The 18,776-nt window shown below is 64.8% G+C and carries 11 protein-coding genes; 5 read left to right on the top strand and 6 right to left on the bottom strand.

The annotated features are described in order from the left end of the window. Window positions 1-101: 101 nt before the first annotated feature. Both AB3X07_RS03555 and AB3X07_RS03550 read right to left on the bottom strand, forming a co-directional pair. A complete protein-coding gene (locus AB3X07_RS03555) occupies window positions 102-3,203 on the bottom strand; it encodes a TonB-dependent receptor (protein WP_369942808.1) in 3,102 nt (1,033 codons plus the stop codon). A gap of 275 nt (window positions 3,204-3,478) precedes the next feature. Next, complete coding sequence (locus tag AB3X07_RS03550; RefSeq protein ID WP_369942807.1) at window positions 3,479-6,871, bottom strand: GH92 family glycosyl hydrolase; 3,393 nt, start codon at window positions 6,869-6,871, stop codon at window positions 3,479-3,481. A 716-nt stretch (window positions 6,872-7,587) separates the two neighbouring features. Here AB3X07_RS03550 and AB3X07_RS03545 point away from each other — a divergent pair. Further along, the gene (locus AB3X07_RS03545; RefSeq protein ID WP_369942805.1) at window positions 7,588-8,034 is read left to right on the top strand and encodes a hypothetical protein; all 447 of its coding nucleotides are present in this window, start codon (window positions 7,588-7,590) and stop codon (window positions 8,032-8,034) included. A 99-nt stretch (window positions 8,035-8,133) separates the two neighbouring features. After that, the gene (locus AB3X07_RS03540; RefSeq protein WP_369944640.1) at window positions 8,134-8,499 is read left to right on the top strand and encodes a hypothetical protein; all 366 of its coding nucleotides are present in this window, start codon (window positions 8,134-8,136) and stop codon (window positions 8,497-8,499) included. A 285-nt stretch (window positions 8,500-8,784) separates the two neighbouring features. Here AB3X07_RS03540 and AB3X07_RS03535 read toward each other — a convergent pair whose 3' ends face one another. After that, window positions 8,785-9,735, bottom strand: a complete 951-nt coding sequence (locus AB3X07_RS03535) for an AraC family transcriptional regulator (protein WP_369942803.1) — start codon at window positions 9,733-9,735, stop codon at window positions 8,785-8,787. 97 nt (window positions 9,736-9,832) lie between these two features. Between AB3X07_RS03535 and AB3X07_RS03530 the strand changes: the two genes are divergently transcribed. From AB3X07_RS03530 to AB3X07_RS03520, 3 genes are all read left to right on the top strand, one after another. Next, a complete protein-coding gene (locus AB3X07_RS03530) occupies window positions 9,833-10,582 on the top strand; it encodes an SDR family oxidoreductase (protein ID WP_369944638.1) in 750 nt (249 codons plus the stop codon). Between the two features lie 229 nt (window positions 10,583-10,811). Next, window positions 10,812-11,315 (top strand): RNA polymerase sigma factor, encoded by a 504-nt coding sequence (locus AB3X07_RS03525; RefSeq protein WP_369942801.1) that lies wholly within the window; start codon window positions 10,812-10,814, stop codon window positions 11,313-11,315. Between the two features lie 20 nt (window positions 11,316-11,335). After that, window positions 11,336-11,992: a serine/threonine protein kinase gene (locus AB3X07_RS03520; protein ID WP_369942799.1), complete on the top strand. Its 657-nt coding sequence runs from the start codon at window positions 11,336-11,338 to the stop codon at window positions 11,990-11,992. 25 nt (window positions 11,993-12,017) lie between these two features. Here AB3X07_RS03520 and AB3X07_RS03515 read toward each other — a convergent pair whose 3' ends face one another. From AB3X07_RS03515 to AB3X07_RS03505, 3 genes are read right to left on the bottom strand one after another with little or no spacing between them, the layout of a single operon-like run. Then, window positions 12,018-15,278: a type I restriction endonuclease subunit R gene (locus AB3X07_RS03515; RefSeq protein WP_369942797.1), complete on the bottom strand. Its 3,261-nt coding sequence runs from the start codon at window positions 15,276-15,278 to the stop codon at window positions 12,018-12,020. 41 nt (window positions 15,279-15,319) lie between these two features. Continuing rightward, a complete protein-coding gene (locus tag AB3X07_RS03510; RefSeq protein ID WP_369942795.1) occupies window positions 15,320-16,648 on the bottom strand; it encodes a restriction endonuclease subunit S in 1,329 nt (442 codons plus the stop codon). Then, window positions 16,648-18,771, bottom strand: coding sequence for a type I restriction-modification system subunit M (locus tag AB3X07_RS03505; protein ID WP_369942793.1), 2,124 nt, complete (start codon window positions 18,769-18,771; stop codon window positions 16,648-16,650). Before AB3X07_RS03505 ends, AB3X07_RS03510 begins: the two co-directional genes overlap by 1 nt. Window positions 18,772-18,776 lie beyond the last annotated feature (5 nt).

Here is an 18,776-nt window from a genome sequence, read left to right as displayed (position 1 = left end):
CGGAGCGGTCGTGGACGGCAGAAACAGCGGTCCGGCCGTCGCCGGACCGTCGCGCCCATGCCGTCCGCCGCACGGCAGGCATGGGCGCGACACAGTGGAGCCTAGAACTTGTAGGTCAGCCCCAGGTACGCCAGCCGCCCGGCGTAGCCGCCGGTGTAGAAGCGCGCCCGGGTGTCGTTGCCCAGGTGCTGCCGCGACTCCTGCCTGGTCAGGTTCAGCACCGACGCGGTGAGGCTGAGCGCCGGGGTGATGTTGTACGCCGCGTTCAGATCGATCTGGTAGTACGGCTCCTCGTAGATGTTCAGCCCGTTGACCAGGCCCTGCACCAGTTCGCCGCGGCGGTTGTACGAGGCGCGCAACAGCAGGCGGTCGGTCTCGTAGAACACGGTGAGGTTGGTCTGGTTCCTGGCGCTGCCGGGCATCGAGGTCTTGCCGACCTCGGTGCCGTCTTCCAGCCGCACCGCCGCCTTGCTGGCGTCGTTGTAGGTGTAGTTGAACTGCACACCCAGGCCGAACGGCAGCGTGTGCTGCGCGTACAACTCCACGCCCTGCGACACCGCATCCTGGCCGCCGGCCTGGGTGCTGTAGTTCTGCACGGTGACCGTCTGCCCATCGATCATCATGTTCACGTCGCTGATCACATCGACCGCGAAGTTCTGCACGTTCTTGCGGAACAGTCCCACTCCCGCCACCGAACCCGGCTGGAAATACCACTCCAGCCCCAGGTCGAACTGGGTGGCCTTGTACGGCTCCAGGTTCTTGTTGCTGCCCGAGCCGTACCAGCCCTGCTCGCTGGCACCGCCGGTCAGGCGCCTGTCGGCCACGTACTCGGGGCTGTAGTACTCCAGGCTGCCGGGCGCGGCGATGTCGTTGTAGCTGGGCCGCGCGATCACCTTCGAGGCCGCCGCGCGCAGCAGCAGGTTCTCGCTCAGGTCATAGGCCACATTGAAGCTAGGCAGCACGTCGGTGTAGTTGCGGTCCAGGCCACTGACCACGAAGGATTCGTTGCGCTGCTCGGTGTCCGACAGGCGCCAGTAGCCTTCGGTGCCGCAGTAGGTGTCGGCCGGGGCGCCGACGGGCATGGCGGCGCCCTGCTGGCAGGCCAGCGGATTGCCGTCGGCGCCGTCGAAGAAGTAGTCGTTGTAGGCGGTCACCTTGTCGGTGGAATCGGCATGCTGGCCGGTACGCGCCACGCGCACGCCGACATTGCCGCGCAGGCGCTCGGTGTGGAAGTTGAGCTGCAGGTAGGTCGAGTAGATCTTCTCGTCGACGTTGTAGACGAAGTTGTCTTCGTTGCGGGTCTGCATCGCGCCGTAGGTGTTTTTCAAGTAGCCGATGTAACCCGGGAAGTTGATCGCCGGGAACGCGTTGGACCTGACCCCGCCGGCCAGGTTGTCCAGCGGGGACAGCAGATCCGGCGAGAACTGCGTGGCCAGGGCATTGCAGCGCCCGTTCCAGTAGCGGTTGTTGTAATCGCCCGGATCGGTGCCCGGACACACCCAGTAGTTGTTGCCGGTATTGCGGTGGATGCCGCCGTCGCGGCGCTTGAGGCCGAACTGCAGCGAGTCGAAGAAGTTGCCGTCGATGTGCCAGGTGGTATCGATCTGCGCGTACTTCTGCTGGTTGGTGTTGCGGGTCCAGGACGAGCCGGTCGAGCCCAGATCCACCTGCAGGATGCCGTCGCGCAGGTTCTGCATCAGCTCCGGCGAGAAGGTCATCGACGGCGTGCCGGTCAGGTCCCAGGCGCTGGCGAAGTTGCCGTTGCTCCAGCTGCCGTCGGCGTTCTGCCGGCGCGGCTTGATCGGCAGCGAGAACTGCAGTTCCGGCCCGCCCTTGGCCCAGGTCCGGCCGGCCTTGAACGACACGTCCACCTTCTCGCCGCGCCATTCGCCGCCCAGGTCCACCGTCTGCGACAGCGACTTCTCGATGTTGTAGCTGCCGGTGATCTGCGGCGTCGGCACCGTGCAGTCGTCCGAGCCCCAGCCACCCGGCGGCAGGCCGGCCGCGGCGGCCTCGGCCTCGCTGCAGTAGTAGGCCTTGCCCGGATGCAGGCTGTAGGCGGCGCCGGTGACGATGGTGCCGCTGGGGTCGAGCTGCAGCCCGTCGAGCAGGCGGCCGCCGCGCCAGTTGCCGTCGCCGTAATAGCGCGCGATGTTCCACTCGGGGATCTTGACGGTGTTGGTCTGCGAGTCCTGCGACAGATCGAAGCGGAAGTAGTTCGCGGTCAGGGTCAGGTCGTCGGTGGGCTTGAACTGGAAGGTCAGCTGGCCACCCTTGCGCTCGCGCTCCTCTTGCTTGACGTCGAAGCTGACCGCCGTCGGCATCATGAAGCGGGTGTAGTACCTGCCGTTCTGGTCCCAGAAGCCGGTGCCGCCCCACCAGTTGGCGTTGAAGTCCGACGGATTGCCGTTCACGTCGACCGCCGGGCCGCCCTCGTCGCGGCCATACCACTGCCAGCTCTCGGTGCTGGCGTCCAGCGTGCGTGCGGTGCGCTTCTGCTGCGTGTAGCCGACGAACACGCCGAAGCGGTTGTCCTGGTCGTGCCACGAGTACGAGCCGGAGAACTGGCCGTCGGTCTTCTTGCTGGTATCCGACCACACGCCCTCGGCGGAGAGGAAGCCGGAATTGGGCTCCAGCTCCAGCGGGCGCCGCGTCTGCAGGATCACCGTGCCGCCGATGCCGCCTTCGTCGATGCGCGCCTCCGGCGTCTTGTACAGCTCCGCGCTGCCGAGCAGGTTGGACGGCAGCAGCGTGTAGTTGAACGAGCGCGTGGGGTCGCCATTGGATTCGGCGGTAGCGATGTAGTTGCCGTTCAATTCGGTCAGCACCAGCTCCGAGGACAGGCCGCGCACGCTGACGTTCTTGCCCTCGCCGCCGTCGCGGCTGATGACCACGCCGGGCACACGCTGCAGCGCATCGGCCACGTTCTTGTCGGGGAACTTGCCGACGTCCTCGGCGGTGATCACATCGACCACGGCGTTGGCGTTGCGCTTCTGCTCCAGGCTCTTCTCGATCGCGTAGCGGTAGCCGGTCACCATCACCGCGTCCAGGTCCTTGGCCTGCAATTCGGCCTGGCCCGAGGGCGCCGGGGTGCTGTCGGCCTGCTGGGCGAACGCGGTGGTGGAGGCGGCGCTCGCGAACAAGGCGATGGCGATGCCGGCGGACAGCGTGCTGCGGTTGCGTGCGGGTGGCATGCGGTTCATTTCAATCATCCTCTCCCAAAGATTGATCGGCTGCGGCGGATTTCTATCGATCCAAAGACCGGGCAAGAACTCCACGCGGTGTGACACGAAAACATCCGGATCCATTGCGGCGATCCGGCCTTCCTACTTTCCCCTCTCTCTGCGCTGATGCGATTGGGGGGGCTAATGCACTGCCAACCAGGCATCGCAGCGCATGCCGCCGCGCAGCGGGCCTACTGGGTTGTGCGGCGTCGGACGAGCGACGGGCACGAGACGCTCGCCGCGTTTGCACCCGCTCACGGCACGGCCTGCCGCGCCACCGGCTGCAGCAGTTCGATCTCGGCCAACGCCACGTTCTCGCCTGCATCCAGGCGCAGGCGGTACGCGCTGTAGGCGCCGGGCTTGGCGATGCGGAACGGACGCAGTTGCCGCGCCCAGGCAAAGCGCTGCGCGCGCCGCTGGTCCAGCGTGGTCCATGCGCCGTCGCCGTTGCGCCCTTCCAGCGTCCACGCAACGCCGGACAAGGCGGCATCGGCACTGGTCAGCGTGTAGTGCGTGGCGCGCTGCGGCGTCGCGAGGCGCAGGTCGATGCTGGCACCGGCCGGCAGCGGCAGCGCCGTCGTCGCATCGTCGTCGATCAAGGCCGCGGCCTTGGGCTGTCCGTCCAGCGACACCGCAGCGGCCTGCGACGCCACGTCCTCCAGGCCACGCGGCGCGCTGCCCGGCGGGGTCAGCGACGGCGGCAACGCGTCCGCGCCGCTGCCCCAGCGCGACGGCGTCGCGCCCATCACGAATTCCAGCGTGGCGCCATCGGCGATGTCCTGGTGGCGCAGCCAGGCGGTGTTCCACGGCTTGCCATTGAGGGTGAGCGACTGCACGTACACGTTGCGTGCACTGTTGTTGCGCGCGATCACCACCAGTTTGCGGCCATTGCCGAGATCGACCTCGGCGTGCGGGAACGCCGGCGAACCGATCACGTACTCCGGCGCGCCGATGCGCAACGGATACATCCCCAGCATCGCGAACAGGTACCACGCCGACATCTCGCCGTTGTCCTCGTCGCCCGGATAGCCCTGGCCGATCTCGCTGCCCAGGTAGAGCCGGCGCAGCACCTCGCGGGTGATGCGCTGGGTCTTCCACGGTTGCCCCGCTGCGACGTACATCCACGGAAGATGGTGCGAGGGCTGGTTGCTGTGCGCGTACATGCCCATGCGCACGTCGCGCGCCTCGGTCATCTCGTGGATGACGCCGCGATAGCTGCCGGCGAAACGCTTGTCCGCGGTCTCCGGCGTGGCGAAGAGTTCGTCCAGCCGCGCCGCCATGGCGTCCTCGCCGCCCAACAGCCCGGCCAGGCCGGCGGCGTCGTGCGGCGTGGTGAAGGCGAAGGTCCAGGCATTGGCCTCGGTGTAGTCGCCGCCCCACACGCGCGGATCGAAGCGCGAGGCTGGCACATTCCATTGACCTGCCGGCGTGCGCCCGCGGAAGAAGCGCGTGGCCGGATCGAACAGGTGGACGTAGTCGGTGGCACGCGCCTGGAAGTATTCGGCTTCCTCGCGGTAGCGCTGCGCCTGCTGCGGATCCTGTTCCTCGGCCGCCAGCGCCTGCGCCATCTGCGCAAGGCCGAAATCGTTGAGTGCGCCTTCCAGCGTCCACGACAGCCCTTCGTGCACGTCGTTGGCGGCGTAGCCGCGGTACATCGAGCGGGCCAGGCCCTTGCGGCCGACGTTCGACACCGGCGGCACCACCGTTGCGTTGCGCAACGCCGCCGCATAGGCCTCGTGCGCGTCGAACCCGCGCACGCCCTTCAGCCAGGCATCGGCGAAGGCCACGTCGGAACTGGTGCCGACCATCAGGTCCGCATAGCCCGGCGAGGACCAGCGCGCCACCCAGCCGCCGTCGCGGTACTGCTGCAGGAAGCCATCGATCATCGCCCCGGCCTGCTCCGGCGCGAACAGCGCATACGCTGGCCAACTGGTGCGGAAGGTGTCCCAGAAGCCATTGTTGACGTAGACCTTGCCGGGCACGATCGGCGCCGAAGTGTGCTCCGCATCGCCGCCGCTGTTGTCCTTGGACCAACTGTTCTGGTCGGCATGCCGCCAATCGGGATGCGCCGCGTCGCCGACGTTCTCGTGGGCGATGTTGGGATACAGGAACAGCCGGTACAGATTGGAGTACACCGTGACCCGCTGATCGCGGCTGGCGCCTTGTACCTGCACCCGCCCCAGCACCGCGTCCCACGCGTCCTGCGCACGCGACTGCACCACCTCGAACCCGGCGTCGCCGATCTCCTGCTGCAGATTGCGACGTGCCTGCTCCACCGAGATCAGCGAGGTGGCGATGCGCATCACCACCGTGCGGTCCGCACCCGGCGCGAACTTCACGTAGCCGGTCGGGCGGCCGGTATCGATCTTGCCGCTGGCGGTCCATGGCCTGTCGAAGCGCGCATACACGAACAGGCGCGTGGCGCCGTTGGACAGCCCGCTGCGCGTATCCGAGTAACCACGCAACGTCTGCGTCGCCACGTCCAGGGTCAGCCCGCCGCGCGCATCGACGTTGTCGAACAGCAGATTGGCATCGCCTCCCTCGGGAAAACGAAAGCGGAAGATCGCCGCCCGCTCGCTCGGCGCCAGCTCGGCACGGATGCCGTTGTCGAAGTCCACGCGGTACAGATGCGGACGCGCCTCTTCCTTGTCGTGACCGAACGACAACGCGCGCTTCGCGCGGTCGGCTTCCGGCACCCCGCGCGTGGACGAGGGCATCACCTGGAAGGTCTGGCGGTCGCCCATCCATGGACTGGGCTCGTGGCTGATCGACAGCGCCTGCAGCCGCGGCCGGTTGTCGGCGCCGTTCTGCTCGTTCCAGCGGTACAGCCAGCTCAGCGTCCCCGCATCGGTTGCCGGCACCCAGAAATTGAAGCCATGCGGCATCGCCGTGGCGGGGATGTTGTTGCCGCGCGAGAACGCGCCATTGGACTGCGTGCCGCGCGTGGTCACCACCTCGTCGCTGGGCCGCCTCGCCGCCTGCTGTGCAGGTTCACCGCGCACCGCGACATCGTCGATCCAGCCCGCCGCCATCTTGCCGGCGCCGGGCTGCACCTGCAGCTCGATCGCGCGGATGCGCTTGCTGCGCAGGGCCGCAACCTCACCTAGCCGCACCTGCTTGAGCGCCCACTGCTGCGGATATAGCGTCTTCGACGCCGCCTGTCCTGCCGCACTGACCAGCGCGCCGTGCTGATCCTCCGTGCCCAACTCGGACAAGCGACTTCCATCATCGAACAGCAGATCCACCGCCACGCCGGTCGACGCCACCGTATCCCCGCCGACGATCTCCGGCAGCACCATCCACGACAGCACCGTGTCCGGCTCCACCGGAAGATCGACAGCGAACAGCTGCGCACGCCCGGCCGCACTGGCGCGATAGTGCAGCGCATGCAGCCCGGTGTAGCCCATGCCGGACTTCGCCGCATAGGGCTTCTCGGGACCATTGCCGACGGCGACCTGGACCGCGGCCTCGTCGGACTGCGCGGCCGATACCGGCGCAGGTTCGCCGCGCTCGAACGAAGACGCGAAGCCGACGCCTTCCGCGCATGCTCCACCGGCACCCGCAGACAGGAAGACCGACGCGGCAAAAGACGCCAGCCGGCAACCCGGAGACGGATGCAGACGTGCGAAGCGCGAGCGAAACGGCATGGCGAGGCTCCCAAACTGCGTTGATCGGTCGTTTCCGCGGCGCGCACGGCGTCACGGAACTCCGTTGGTAACGGCGCGTGGTGAAAACGCGCGACGTGGACCGGATCGACCCGATGGATCGCCTCTCAAGTCCGCATCGACGCAGTGCCGCGACCGCATGGGGATGCGCCTCACATGAAAAGCATCAGCAGACTCGTAGCACGCGATCCCCACCGGCCGTCTTCCCCCCGGATGCACTGCATCGACGGCTTTGGATCGATCCAACTGGAGGTAGATGTAACACGTCCGTCGTGCAGTGGCATGCTGCTACGCAACAGTCCGCGCGCGTATCGACGCCGGAACCCGACGTCACTGCCTCCACGTCGAGTGCGCAAGCGCCATGACGCTCGGCTCTCACGCTGCACGCGACGACGGAGGCCGTTGGCCACCTGATTGCCGATCAGTAATGCGGTATCGGCCCCATGGATTGATCAGGATCACACGTGCCGGCTGGCAACCGGCTTCATCACCGCCTGCCAGCCACCGGCGCCGTTGCGGCAGCGAGCGCGTCGCGCTCGCCGTGCCTGTCGGCAACGTGGAGCCGCGCACGCACTGCGCCACGGCAGCATCGACCGGCAGCCCACAAGGCAGCTGCACTGGCGTCAGCGTGTTGAAGGTAGAATTTCCCTATGCCACGGTTTGCCGGATGACACGAACAATCGCCGTCCGGCGGCGGCATGCGTCCTGCTGACACAGGATTCACAGAGGGAATTGAAGTGAAAATAGTGGCGCTCGTGCTTTCTGCAGGACTCCTGGTGACGTCGGGCGCATTTGCCCAGACGCGGTGCTCCACGGACGCCTTTGGCAACACCACCTGCCGCGACAGCGACGGAAACGTCAGCCGCACCTCGACCGACTCGTTCGGCAATACCACGACCCGCGACGACCGGGGCAACACCGTGCGCTGCTCTACCGACTCCTTGGGCAACAAGACCTGCCGCGGCAGCGACGGAAACGTCAGCCACACCTCGACCGATTCGTTCGGCAACACCACGACCCGCGACGACCGGGGCAACACCGTGCGCGGTTCGACCGACTCCTTCGGCAACACGACGTATCGCGACGACTGCGGCAACACCGTGCGCTGCAGCAAGGACAGCTTTGGCAACACCACCTGCCGATAGGCATCCAGCGGGGCGTTCGAGACTTCGACTGCGTCAAGACAAGATTCCGAAATCGAATTGCTGGCCACTCGCACACCACAGGAGCACGTCGTGACCACGATGAAAGACGACCCCCTATTTGATCTTCAGCTCATCATCGATCCCGCAATCCTGGATCACAGTGCACTGCTCCGTCATCTCGAGGGGATGGGACTGTTCGATATGAACGCTTCCAACAACGGGCTCTACCTGCCTGTCGATCAAGAGCTCGCCGCAAAGCTGGGATGCTCGCGATACAGCAGCGATCCTGTTCCGGCCTACAGAGAAGGAATGCTGCAGGAGCTTCTGAAGATCGAGCTTTCGCCGGATGGGCAATTGCTGATGCAGGGTGACCAGGCGGCCATTCCACGCGTCGTCGATGCCGTGAGCCGGCTGCAGGACCTGATCACGGTCGCGTTGATCAACGGAGACTTGGTGCTGGCGTGATCGCTTTCTCGTGTAGATGAGCGGCCTTGTCGAAGCGAAGGAAGATCCCGCCTGCGTGAAGGCGCCACCGGGCCACTCCATGAAGGCGCAATTGGTGCTGCAGGCCGATATCGCGCATGCAGACGGTCGCCGCCGCGTCCCATCCCCTGACCATTCCGACCAGTGCGCGCGCCGCTTGGCGGAGTGAAGGCCGGCGACGCAGGCGGCGACCGGAGCGGTCCTTGCGCAGCCGGTACCGCCTCCGACGGGGACGTCAGGGCGGAAGCGGTACACCGCGCCGGGTGCCTACCCCACGCCCTCGACTGCTTCGGAGATCGACGGCTTGCCGCGCCCAGCATCACGGCCACTTGCGCGCGCGTACCGCGTCGGCGGCTGTCCGACGTGGCGGGCGAACGCGACGCTGAAGGTGCTCGCGGAACTGTAGCCGACGCGCTCGGCGATCTCGGCGATGCCGAGCTCGGTGCGGCGCAGCAGGTCCTTGGCCAAGGCCATGCGCCAGGCCAGCAGGTATTCCATCGGCGCCATGCCCACCGTGCGGCCGAAGCGCTCGAAGAACGCCGAGCGCGACAAGGCCGCTTCCTTCGCCAACGCCACCACCGTCCATGCGCGCGTGGGCTGCGCGTGCATCGCGCGGATCGCCGCGGCCAGGCGCGCATCGGCCAGCCCGCGCGCCAGGCCAGGCGACGCCGCCGTGCCCGCGGCCGAACGCAGTGCTTCGATGAGCAGCACTTCCAGCAAGTGCGCAAGCACCACCTCGCGTGCGGGCCGCGCCTCGCGCGATTCCTCGCTCACCAACTGCACCAGCGTGGCGAGCCGTTGCTCGCCGTGCACATAGACCATCTGCGGCAGCAGCGAGACCAGCAGCGCCGCGTCCGGCGAGCCGAAACTGCAATGGCCGGCCAGGATGCGCAGGTCGGTCGGGCCTTCCTGCGTGCCGATCCGGAACACGCCGTTGCCCAGTGCGGTCGGCAGGGTCTCGGCCACGTCCGCGTGCGGCGCAAGGCTGGACATCGCGATGCGGTAAGCCGCGGGCACGAGCACGAAATCGCCCGCCTGCAACAGGATCGGCGCGCCACCGTCCAGCGCCATGTGGCAGCCGCCTTCCAGCACCGCGCAGTAGAAAGGCTGCCCGGCGTCGGAACGCCGGATGCGCCAGGCACCGGCACCGACCACCTGCTTGGAGAACCGGGCAGCCGGCTGCAGCAGCGTGACCACCTCGGCCAGGGGATCCACCATCGCTGGACGCTCGCAAACGAATCAAGGACGCTGGATCGTAGCGAGTACGGCGGCCGCTATCTATCGTGGTGGCTCGTCCACGAGCAAAGGCATTCCCTTGAAGACCGTCCTGATCACCGGCTGCTCCTCCGGCTTCGGCCTGGAAACCGCGCGCTACTTCCTCGCCCGCGACTGGCGGGTGCTCGCCACCATGCGCACCCCGCGCGAGGACCTGCTGCCGCCGTCGCCACAGCTGCGCGTGCTGCCGCTGGACGTCACCGACGCGCAGAGCATCCGCGCGGCCGTCGAAGCGGCCGGCCCCATCGACGTGCTGGTCAACAACGCCGGCTTCGGCGCGCCCGCCCCGTTCGAGCTGATGGACATGGACACCGTGCGCGCCCTGTTCGACACCAACACCTTCGGCACGATGGCGCTCACCCAGGCCGTGCTGCCGCAGATGCGCGCGCGCGGCGAAGGCATCGTGGTGAACGTCACCTCCAGCGTCACCTACAAGCCGTTGCCACTGGTCGGCGTCTACCGCGCGGCCAAGGCGGCGGTGAATGCCTTCACCGAATCGCTGGCGAGCGAAGTCGAGCCGTTCGGCGTGCGCGTGCGCCTCGTGCTGCCCGGGTCTTCTGGCGAGACGCGTTTTCGCGACACCGCGCGCACCCGCCTGCGCGGCATGGACGACGCGGTCTATGGCGAGTTCATGCGCCACACCATCGCGCGGATGGCCGAATCCACCGGCCCCGGGACACGCATGCAGGACGTTGCCGAAGCCGTCTGGCGCGCGGCAACCGATGCGTCGACGCCGCTGTATCTGCCGGCCGGGGCGGATGCAGTGCAGTGGGCGGCGGAGGCGGGCTGAGCCGGCGGCCGCCTCAGGTGTGTTCGCATGGTGAGCCTGGCGGTTTTGCCACTGGAGGCCCCCCAGTGGTATCGCCGACGTACTGCAAGTCATCACCGCGGGACTCGGGGCCGGCATCTCCTTGAAAGTTCTTGCTGGGGGGTGTGAGATTCCGCGCGCTGGCGCGAATCATGGTTTCGAGAGGCGCGAAGCCCGCGCCGGTGAACCAATGGATACCATCGCAACCGCCATGACCGCGAACCACGCCCGAGATGCCTTCAGTGCGCTGCTGCAGCGCCATTCCGGCATCGTGTTCAAGGTCGCCGGCAGCTATGCGCGCGGCGCCGAGGACCGCGCCGACCTGGCCCAGGAAATCGCGGCGCAGCTCTGGCACGCCTGGCCGAAGTACGACCCGGCGCGCAGCGTCAGCACCTGGATGTACCGGATCGCGCTGAACGTGGCGATCAGCCACCTGCGCAACCGCGAACTGCGGCAGCGGCACGACGCGATGCCCCTGGACGAAACCCTGCACGACATGGCCGACGGCAACGCCGCGGACCCGGAGAACGAACAGCGGCTTCGCCTGCTGCAGGACGTCATCGCCCGCCAGCCGCCGCTGGACCGCGCGCTGTTGCTGCTCTATCTCGAAGACCGCCCGCAACGCGAGATCGCCCAGATCCTCGGCATCACCGAAAGCAATGTCTCCACCAAGATCGGACGCCTGAAACAGCGCATCCGCGACGAATTCCGATAAGACCCGACATGGAGACCACGATGGAACTCGACGACTTCAAATCGGCCTGGCAATCGCTGGACCGCCGGCTGCAACTGGACAACACGCTGAAGCTGCACGAACTGCGCGAGCGCAAACTGGACAAGACGCGCGGTAGCCTGCGCCCGCTGTTCCGGGGCCAGATCGTGCAGATCCTGTTCGGCATCGCCTTCCTCCTGCTCGCTTCGCTGCTGTGGATGAGCCAGCCTGCGCACGCCTCGTCCATCGTCGCCGGCGTGCTGGTGCAGGCGTATGGCGTGCTGACGATCGTCGCCGCGGGCGTGGTGCTGGGGCAGATCGGCAACATCGACTATTCGCAGCCGGTGCTCGGCATCCAGAAGCAGATGCTGCGCGCACGCACGCTGTACATCCGCAGCGGCATGGTCGCCGGTCTGCCGTGGTGGTTCCTGTGGATCGCTGTCCTTCAGACCTTGGCTGGCCTGAGCGATGTCGATCTACTGGCCAAGGCGCCTGCACTGGTGTGGAGCGGCTACGGCATCGGCGTCGCCGGCCTGCTGGCGACCTGGTGGTTCCATCGCTGGGCGCGCCGCCCGCAACGCGCCGAGTTCGGCCGGAAGATGGACGATTCCTTGAGCGGCGGCAGCCTGCGCAAGGCGCTGGCGCAACTGGACGAATTGCAGCGCTTCGAGCGCGACTGAGCGCGCAGTGGCTTTGTTGCTGCCATTAGGCCGCCCACTTCCTACCACGCAGTGCGTACTCAACGGCAAGGTCGTAAACGTTGTCGCACTTCTGCTTGAACGTGGTGCGGTCGTAACTTTCCGGCAGGTCGGCATCGAGCACACGCTCGATTTCGGCACGTACCTGCTTCTGCGTCTGCGCGCTCTGATGCCAGTTCTGCACTAGCACCTTAGGCTGCTCTTCCACCAAACGCCGCAAAAGATGCTTGGCCGCAAGCTTCACGCGCTGTGTTTCCTCCTGGGTGAGGGAATCCTTCCTCAGCAGATCGAACAGCTCCAGTTCGTCCTCGGTTAGCCCTTCACGAATATGCCGCTCGGCCTCCTCCTTGAGCTCTTCTGCATACGCGGTCAACTCGTCGTAATAGTTCTCGGTAGAAGTGGCGCCCGAGTTGTAGGCATCGATCACGTTCTGCAGCCGCTGAAGGAAATCCAACCGAGTGCTGTTCTGAGCCAGCATCTCGGTCAGTTTGCGTTGCAGGAAGGCCTGCAAATCGGCAATCTCGATATTCTTGAACGGCGCCTGCTTGAACTCCTCCCGCAGCTTCTCGACGCTCACCTTACTGAGATCCCAGGCCTTACCACGCTGCACGATCTCGTACTGCGCTGCGAACTCCTTGATGGAAAACTTCTCGGCATTGTCGACGACCACACTGGCGTCCAGCAGCGCCTCGATGCGCTGCACCGCGCTGTCGATGTCGGCTTGCTCGACGATGCTGTCCATCACGCCGCGCAAGTATTGAAAGGCCGACACCACGCGGCTCAGCTTGCGGCCCAACACCTCGGGCTTGCAGGCTTCATAGAGCGAGGAGATCGCGTTTTCGTAAACATTAAAGGACTTGCGCTGTTCATTGCTGGCCAGCAGCGTGTTGGCAAAACCATTGAACTGGCCGAGTTTCGTGAACACGTCGCCGCGGTCCAGCGCCTCGTGCAGCGGCACGTCCTGGCTCTGGCAGTAAGCTAGGCCCTGCTCGATGGCGTCGTCCAGCAGTGCGAACAAGTGGCTCTTGTCCCGCACCGGGAGTTCGTCGTCCTCGGGACCGGCAGCGTAGTCGCGCAGCGCCTTCTTCATGCGGCGGAAGACGTTGTAGTAGTCCACGATCTCGCCGTGCCGCTTCGCCACGCCCAGGATTTCGTGTCCACTCACCCGGTTGGCCCGTGCGATGGTCTGCATCAGCGTATGGCCCTGCATGGGCTTGTCGAGGTAGAGCGTACTCACCGTCGGCGCGTCGAATCCCGTCAACCACATGGCGCAGACGAACACCAGCTGCAGCGGGTGGTCCGAATCTTTGAAGTTGAACTCGATGTCGTGGCCATGCTCGTCCAGCGCATTCATGCGTTGGCGGTGCGGCTTGATGTCGAGCTTCTTCTTGGCAAACTTGTCCTCTTCGCCGGCCTCCTCGCTGACGATCACCGCCATTCGCACCGTACCCATCCAGGCCTTCAACTGCTTCAAACGCTGCCGCTCCACATCGTTCTGCGTGGCGGCGATGCGGCCGTTCAGCGCCTTGATCTCGGCTTTCCACAGCGCCTGCACTTTGTCGAACATCGTCACGGCGGTGAACTTGTCCACCGAGATGACGATGCCCTTGCCCAGGTAGCCGCGGCGAGGAAAGTGGTAGACGATATCGCGTGCGATCGTGTCTAGCCGGTCCTCGCGCTTGACCACCTCCATCTCTTGCGCGAAGCGCCTCTCCAGCTTCTCCTGCGCCTCGCTGTCGAGGTTCTCGTCTTCCAGGATCTCGGCGAACTCTTCGCTCAGATCGTCGTTCTGGATCAGCACCTCCGGCACGCGCTTTTCGTAAAACAGCGGCACCGTGGCGCCGTCTTCCACACTCTGCTGGAAGTTGTACTCGGACACGTAGTCGCCGAACCAGGCGTTGGTCTTGCGCTCCTGGCCCAGCAGCGGCGTACCGGTAAAGGCGAGGAAGTTGGCCTTGGGCAGGCCGGCGCGCATGTTCCCGGCCAAGCCGGCGTATTGCGTGCGATGCGCCTCATCGACGATGACGACAATGTCGTCGCGGCCGGACAACACCGGGTAATCCTTGCCCTTGTCGTAGCGGAACTTCTGGATCAGCGTGAACACCACGCGCTTATTCTTGCCCAGCATCTCACGCAGCTGAGCGCTCCCCTTCGGGCGCACATCGTCCTTGGGCGCCACCACGCCGGTGTGCAGGAAGTTGCGGTAGATCTGCCCATCCAGATCGTCCCGGTCGGTCACCACCACGAAGGTGAAGTTGCCGGTGAGCTTGCGGAAGATCTTGCGCGTGTAGAACACCATCGAGAAACTTTTTCCCGAGCCCTGCGTGTGCCAAAACACACCAAGCCTGCCGCCCAACTCGCGCCGGCGCTTGAATTGCTCGAAGGCCTTGTTCACACCCAGAAACTGGTGGTTCTGCGCGATGATCTTCTGCGTCTCGCGGTAGAACACGCAGAAGTTTTCCACATAGTCCAGCAACCGCTCCGGCGTCAGCAGGCCGGAGACGGCCAACTCCACACTCAGGCCCTGGGCGGCAATCGCCTTGCGGTCCAGCGTATCCTTCTCGTCGTTCACCCGCAGCCAGGCGAAGAAGTGCTCCCACTGCGCGGTGATGCTGCCCAGCCGGGTCTCGATGCCATTGCTCAGCACGCACAGCACATTGGCGGTGAACAGCTGTGGAAGCTCGGCCTTGTAGTTCGTGAGGTTGTCGTCGAACGCCGCGCGCAGTTTGACGTTGCTGTTCTTCAACTCCACAAACACCAGCGGCAGGCCGTTCACGTACAGCAACAGGTCGGGCCGACGGTAGCCATGTTCGCCGCGAACCCATAGCTGGCTCACCGCCAGATAGTGGTTGCGGCCGATGCGTGGGTCGGGCGCATCGAAATCGATCACCTTCAGCCGCTCGGTTACTGTCTGCCCGGCCTGCGGCCCGGTCTCCGGCTTGTAAGTCACTGGTACACCGTCGCGGATCAGCCCGTCCATTTCCCGGTTGGCTGCCACCAGGCTCATTGCATTGCGTGGCTGCACCAATTGGGCCAGGGCCTCGTCGACCGCGCTGGCCGGGGCCTGTGGGTTCAGCCGCTCCAGTGCGGCACGCAAGCGGCCGGCCAGGATCACCTCGCGCTTGTCGGCGCGGCCGGAGCCGTCGTTCAGATCATCGGACCGGGCCGTGAAGCAGTTCAGTACATCGAAGCCGCATTGGTGCTGCAACCGCTGCAGCAAAGCCTGCTCGATATCGTCTTCGCTGATGAAGTTCTTCGCGGCGACCACGGCACCTTCCTGGTGTTGCTGGTTGTGGGGAAGAAGAGTTGCTAACTGGAGATTGCCGCAGGATGCGCGAACTCTGCAGGCGGCTGCTGCATGCTGGGCGGGAACTGGATGTCTAACGCATCGACGCGGAGTTTTCCCGAGATCAGTCGGGGGAGCAGAGCATCGCGGGTAGCGCGCAACCTGCGATTGATCTTGGTTAGTGATTCCACTTGATCAAACATTGGCCTAACCTGCTCCTCGTAGGCGGCGACCAGCTTCTCGGGTGGTGTAAGGATGCAAATCCGCTTGAAAGTCCCCTTGGTCAACTCAGCGAAGGTCGCGCCACCAGACAGCATCTCAAAGTGCGGCTTGGCGAGCTTTAGCCAGTGATAGAGATAGGTCAGTGGGTATCGCTGGTTCGGAATACAGGTGATGAAACCTTGGTTCGTGCAGGCCGGCACGCAATTGATGCCGATGGCGCCAATCGTTGCGCGGCTTGTCATCATGATCGAATAGGCAGGGAAGAGATTGGCTGAACAACTCTGCAGACCCTCATCAGTGCACTTATCTGCCGATTCTTCAAGATACGGGCTAGAAGTACCAGTGATGTCAGTTGGCGTGTACCAATTCACATCCCCATCCACCCAGAAGCGCGGATTGTCCTTGGATGGCGTAGCGCCGCCGTAGAAATTGAAAGCGGCGAGGATAGGCTTATGTGTCCAGTCGGTCGGCACTCCTTTCTCGAATGTCGCTGACTTCGCGCCAGGAAACCGCATCCGCACAAACCACTCGCGGTAGATCTCTTCGGCCATGGACTCCAGCAAGGCGATGCGGCCCTGGTTGTTGGCGATCAGGTCGTCGTAGCTCCTGAGCGTCGCCGCAATCTTGGGCTGAGCAGTGCTCTCGTGTAGCGTGAGCCGCGTCTTTGTCCTGAAGGCTGTGAACTGGAACCGGGCAACGCCTGTGTGCTGCAGATTGAAGACCGCCATGTACCCCGATGTATAGAGCGCCTGGAGCACGTAATACAGGTAGATCGGGTGAGCTTTGGCTTGGTCAACTCGCAGATGTCGGGCGAAGCTTGAACACAAGACCGGCCGGCCTTTTCGGGAAGCCAAGAATTTTTTTGTGATGAGGGCGGTTCTGCCTGTCGGTTGCTTGGCAGTGCCACCTGCTGTTTCGATTAGGATGTCATCAGCCGCCAGCGCCTTGCGAGCAACTAGATGCTCGGGAATCCAGCGCTGCGGCAGCTCAATTCCTGGAGCATTCAGGCCAGCGAAATCTGTTCCTCGGATCACATCACACAGCACGTGACCCGGCGCTTCTTGCCCTTCACCCCACTCGCCATCTTTAGTTTCGGCGATGAGATCAGAAAAAAGGATGGGCTCTTGCATCACGTGGTCGGCTCCTCACCCAATACGGCCGATACATTGGCAGCAATGGTGCGCTGAAGCGAGCCCGCTGCATCGCTCAGTTCTTGAAGCTGATCGCGTGCAACCGCCAAGTCCGCGAGGAACTCTTCCTCAGTTTTCCCATCCTCCTCAATCACCACACCCACATACCGCCCTGGGTTGAGCGACCAATCCTGCTCGGCAATCTCCTCACGGCTGGCCAGCTTGCACAGGCCGGTGACGTCCTCGTAGGCGGCCTTGGGGAATCGCTCCTGCAGCCAGGTCACATGCTGGTAGTACAGCTCTGCGGCCTTCAGTTCGTCATGCAGGGCTTGCACGGCCGCCTTCACGCCCTTGGTCTGGCGGTTGGCGGTGGCGCGCTTGCCATCTGCCTTGGCTGCCTCGGCCTTGCGCTTGTCCATCTCGCGGATGGACTTGTCCAGCGCCTTCACCGCTGCGTGCAGGCCATTAAAGAAGGGCGTGAACTGGGCACGCAGCAGGTGCTGGGCATCATTGCGCTGGTCCACGCTGTGCTTCTGACCGCGGGTACGTTCGTGCTTGGCTTGCGCCTGTTCCAGCGCAGCGAGTTGGTCCCATTGCGTCTGAAGCGTCGCAATGGCGCCCTTGGCAGCCTGACTAGTCTCGGCATCGGCCGCTTCTTCGGCCAGCGAGGCCAGCAGGCGTTCGCTCAGCGTCGGCATGTGCTCGGCTGCGTCCTTGAGTTGCGCCATGCCCTGGTGCAGATAGCGGTCCACCTGGTCCACGAATTCCTGCCTCCGGCCCTTGTGTAGGCGGGGGATCAGGGCGATGTTCTGGATCTGCTCGTCGCTCAGCTCGCGATGGGCGCGGTCCACCTGGGTGAAGATGTTGCGGGCGTCGATGAACAACACCTTGTCATCGGTCTTGCCCTTGTCGAAGAACCACAGCGTGGCCGGCAGGGTGACAGTGTAGAACAAGTTGGACGGCAGCGTGAGCATGCCATAGATGAGGTTTTGCTCGATCAGCGTGCGGCGGATCTCGGCCTCGGAGTGGCGGGCATCGCTGGCCGAGTTGGCCATCACCAGCGCGGCGCGGCCGCCGGGCTTCAGCGACGTGGCGAAGAGGTTGATCCACAGATAGTTGGCGTTCGGGACGGTATCGACGGCTTTTTCCTTGCCGTTCTTGCCCGCCGCGGCCTTGGTCTTGGTCTTGTTGCGCGGCACGCCGTAGGCGTTGAAGCGGCGGTCCTTTTCCACGGCGTCCAGCGTAACGTCGTCCACGTTGAACGGCGGGTTGGCCATCACGTAGTCGAAGGAGCCGAAGGCGTTGAAGGGGTCTTCGTAGTAGGTGTTGGCCTGCTTGATATCGCCGCGCAGGTTGTTCACGGCGAGGTTCATCTTGGCGAGCTTGACGGTTTCCAGGGTCTTTTCGGTGCCGCAGACGAACACGTCCAAGTCGGCGGCCTTGTCCGCCTGGTGCTGGTGGATGAACTCGGCCGACTGCACGAACATGCCGCCGGAACCACAGGCGGGGTCGAACACTTTGCCGCCATGAGGCTCGATGATCTCGGTCATCAGCTTGACGACGGAGCGGGGCGTAAAGAACTCGCCGCCGCCTTGGCCCTCGCTGAGGGCGAAGTTGGCCAGGAAGTATTCGTAGATCTGGCCGAACACGTCGCCCGTGGCATCCACCGGGATGTCGGAGAAGAGTTTGAGCAGATCCTTGGGGATGTGCTGGTTCTTGGGGCTACGGGTGAAGCGGTCGTACTCCTGCTGCGGCAGCACGCCCTGCAGTTCCGGCTTGGTCTTTTCGATGCTGGCCATCGCGAGGCGGATCGCCTGGGCGATGTCCATCCGCTCCGGAAGGTTGAGCAGGTAGTCATAACGAGCAATCGGCTTGAGGTAAAAGCCGCACTTTTCGATGGCGATTTCTTCTTCGCTCCGCTCCCGACGCGTCCCCTGGAGCTTCTTGAACTCCTGCTCGATGGCCGCTTGGTGCTGGCGGTATTTGTTGTCGGCGAACTTTAGGAAGATCAAGCCCAGCACTGGAGTGCTGTACTCGCTGGCCTTGAGATCGGAGTTGGCTCGCAGCTTATCGGCTGCGGACCACAGGTCGTTTTCGAGCTTTTTGAGTTGTTCGCGATTCATCCCGC

The organism is Xanthomonas sp. DAR 35659 (assembly GCF_041242975.1).
Taxonomy (GTDB): domain Bacteria; phylum Pseudomonadota; class Gammaproteobacteria; order Xanthomonadales; family Xanthomonadaceae; genus Xanthomonas_A; species Xanthomonas_A medicagonis.
The sequence above is the reverse complement of the archived record's forward strand: the minus strand, read 5'-3'. Positions and strand labels throughout refer to the sequence as shown.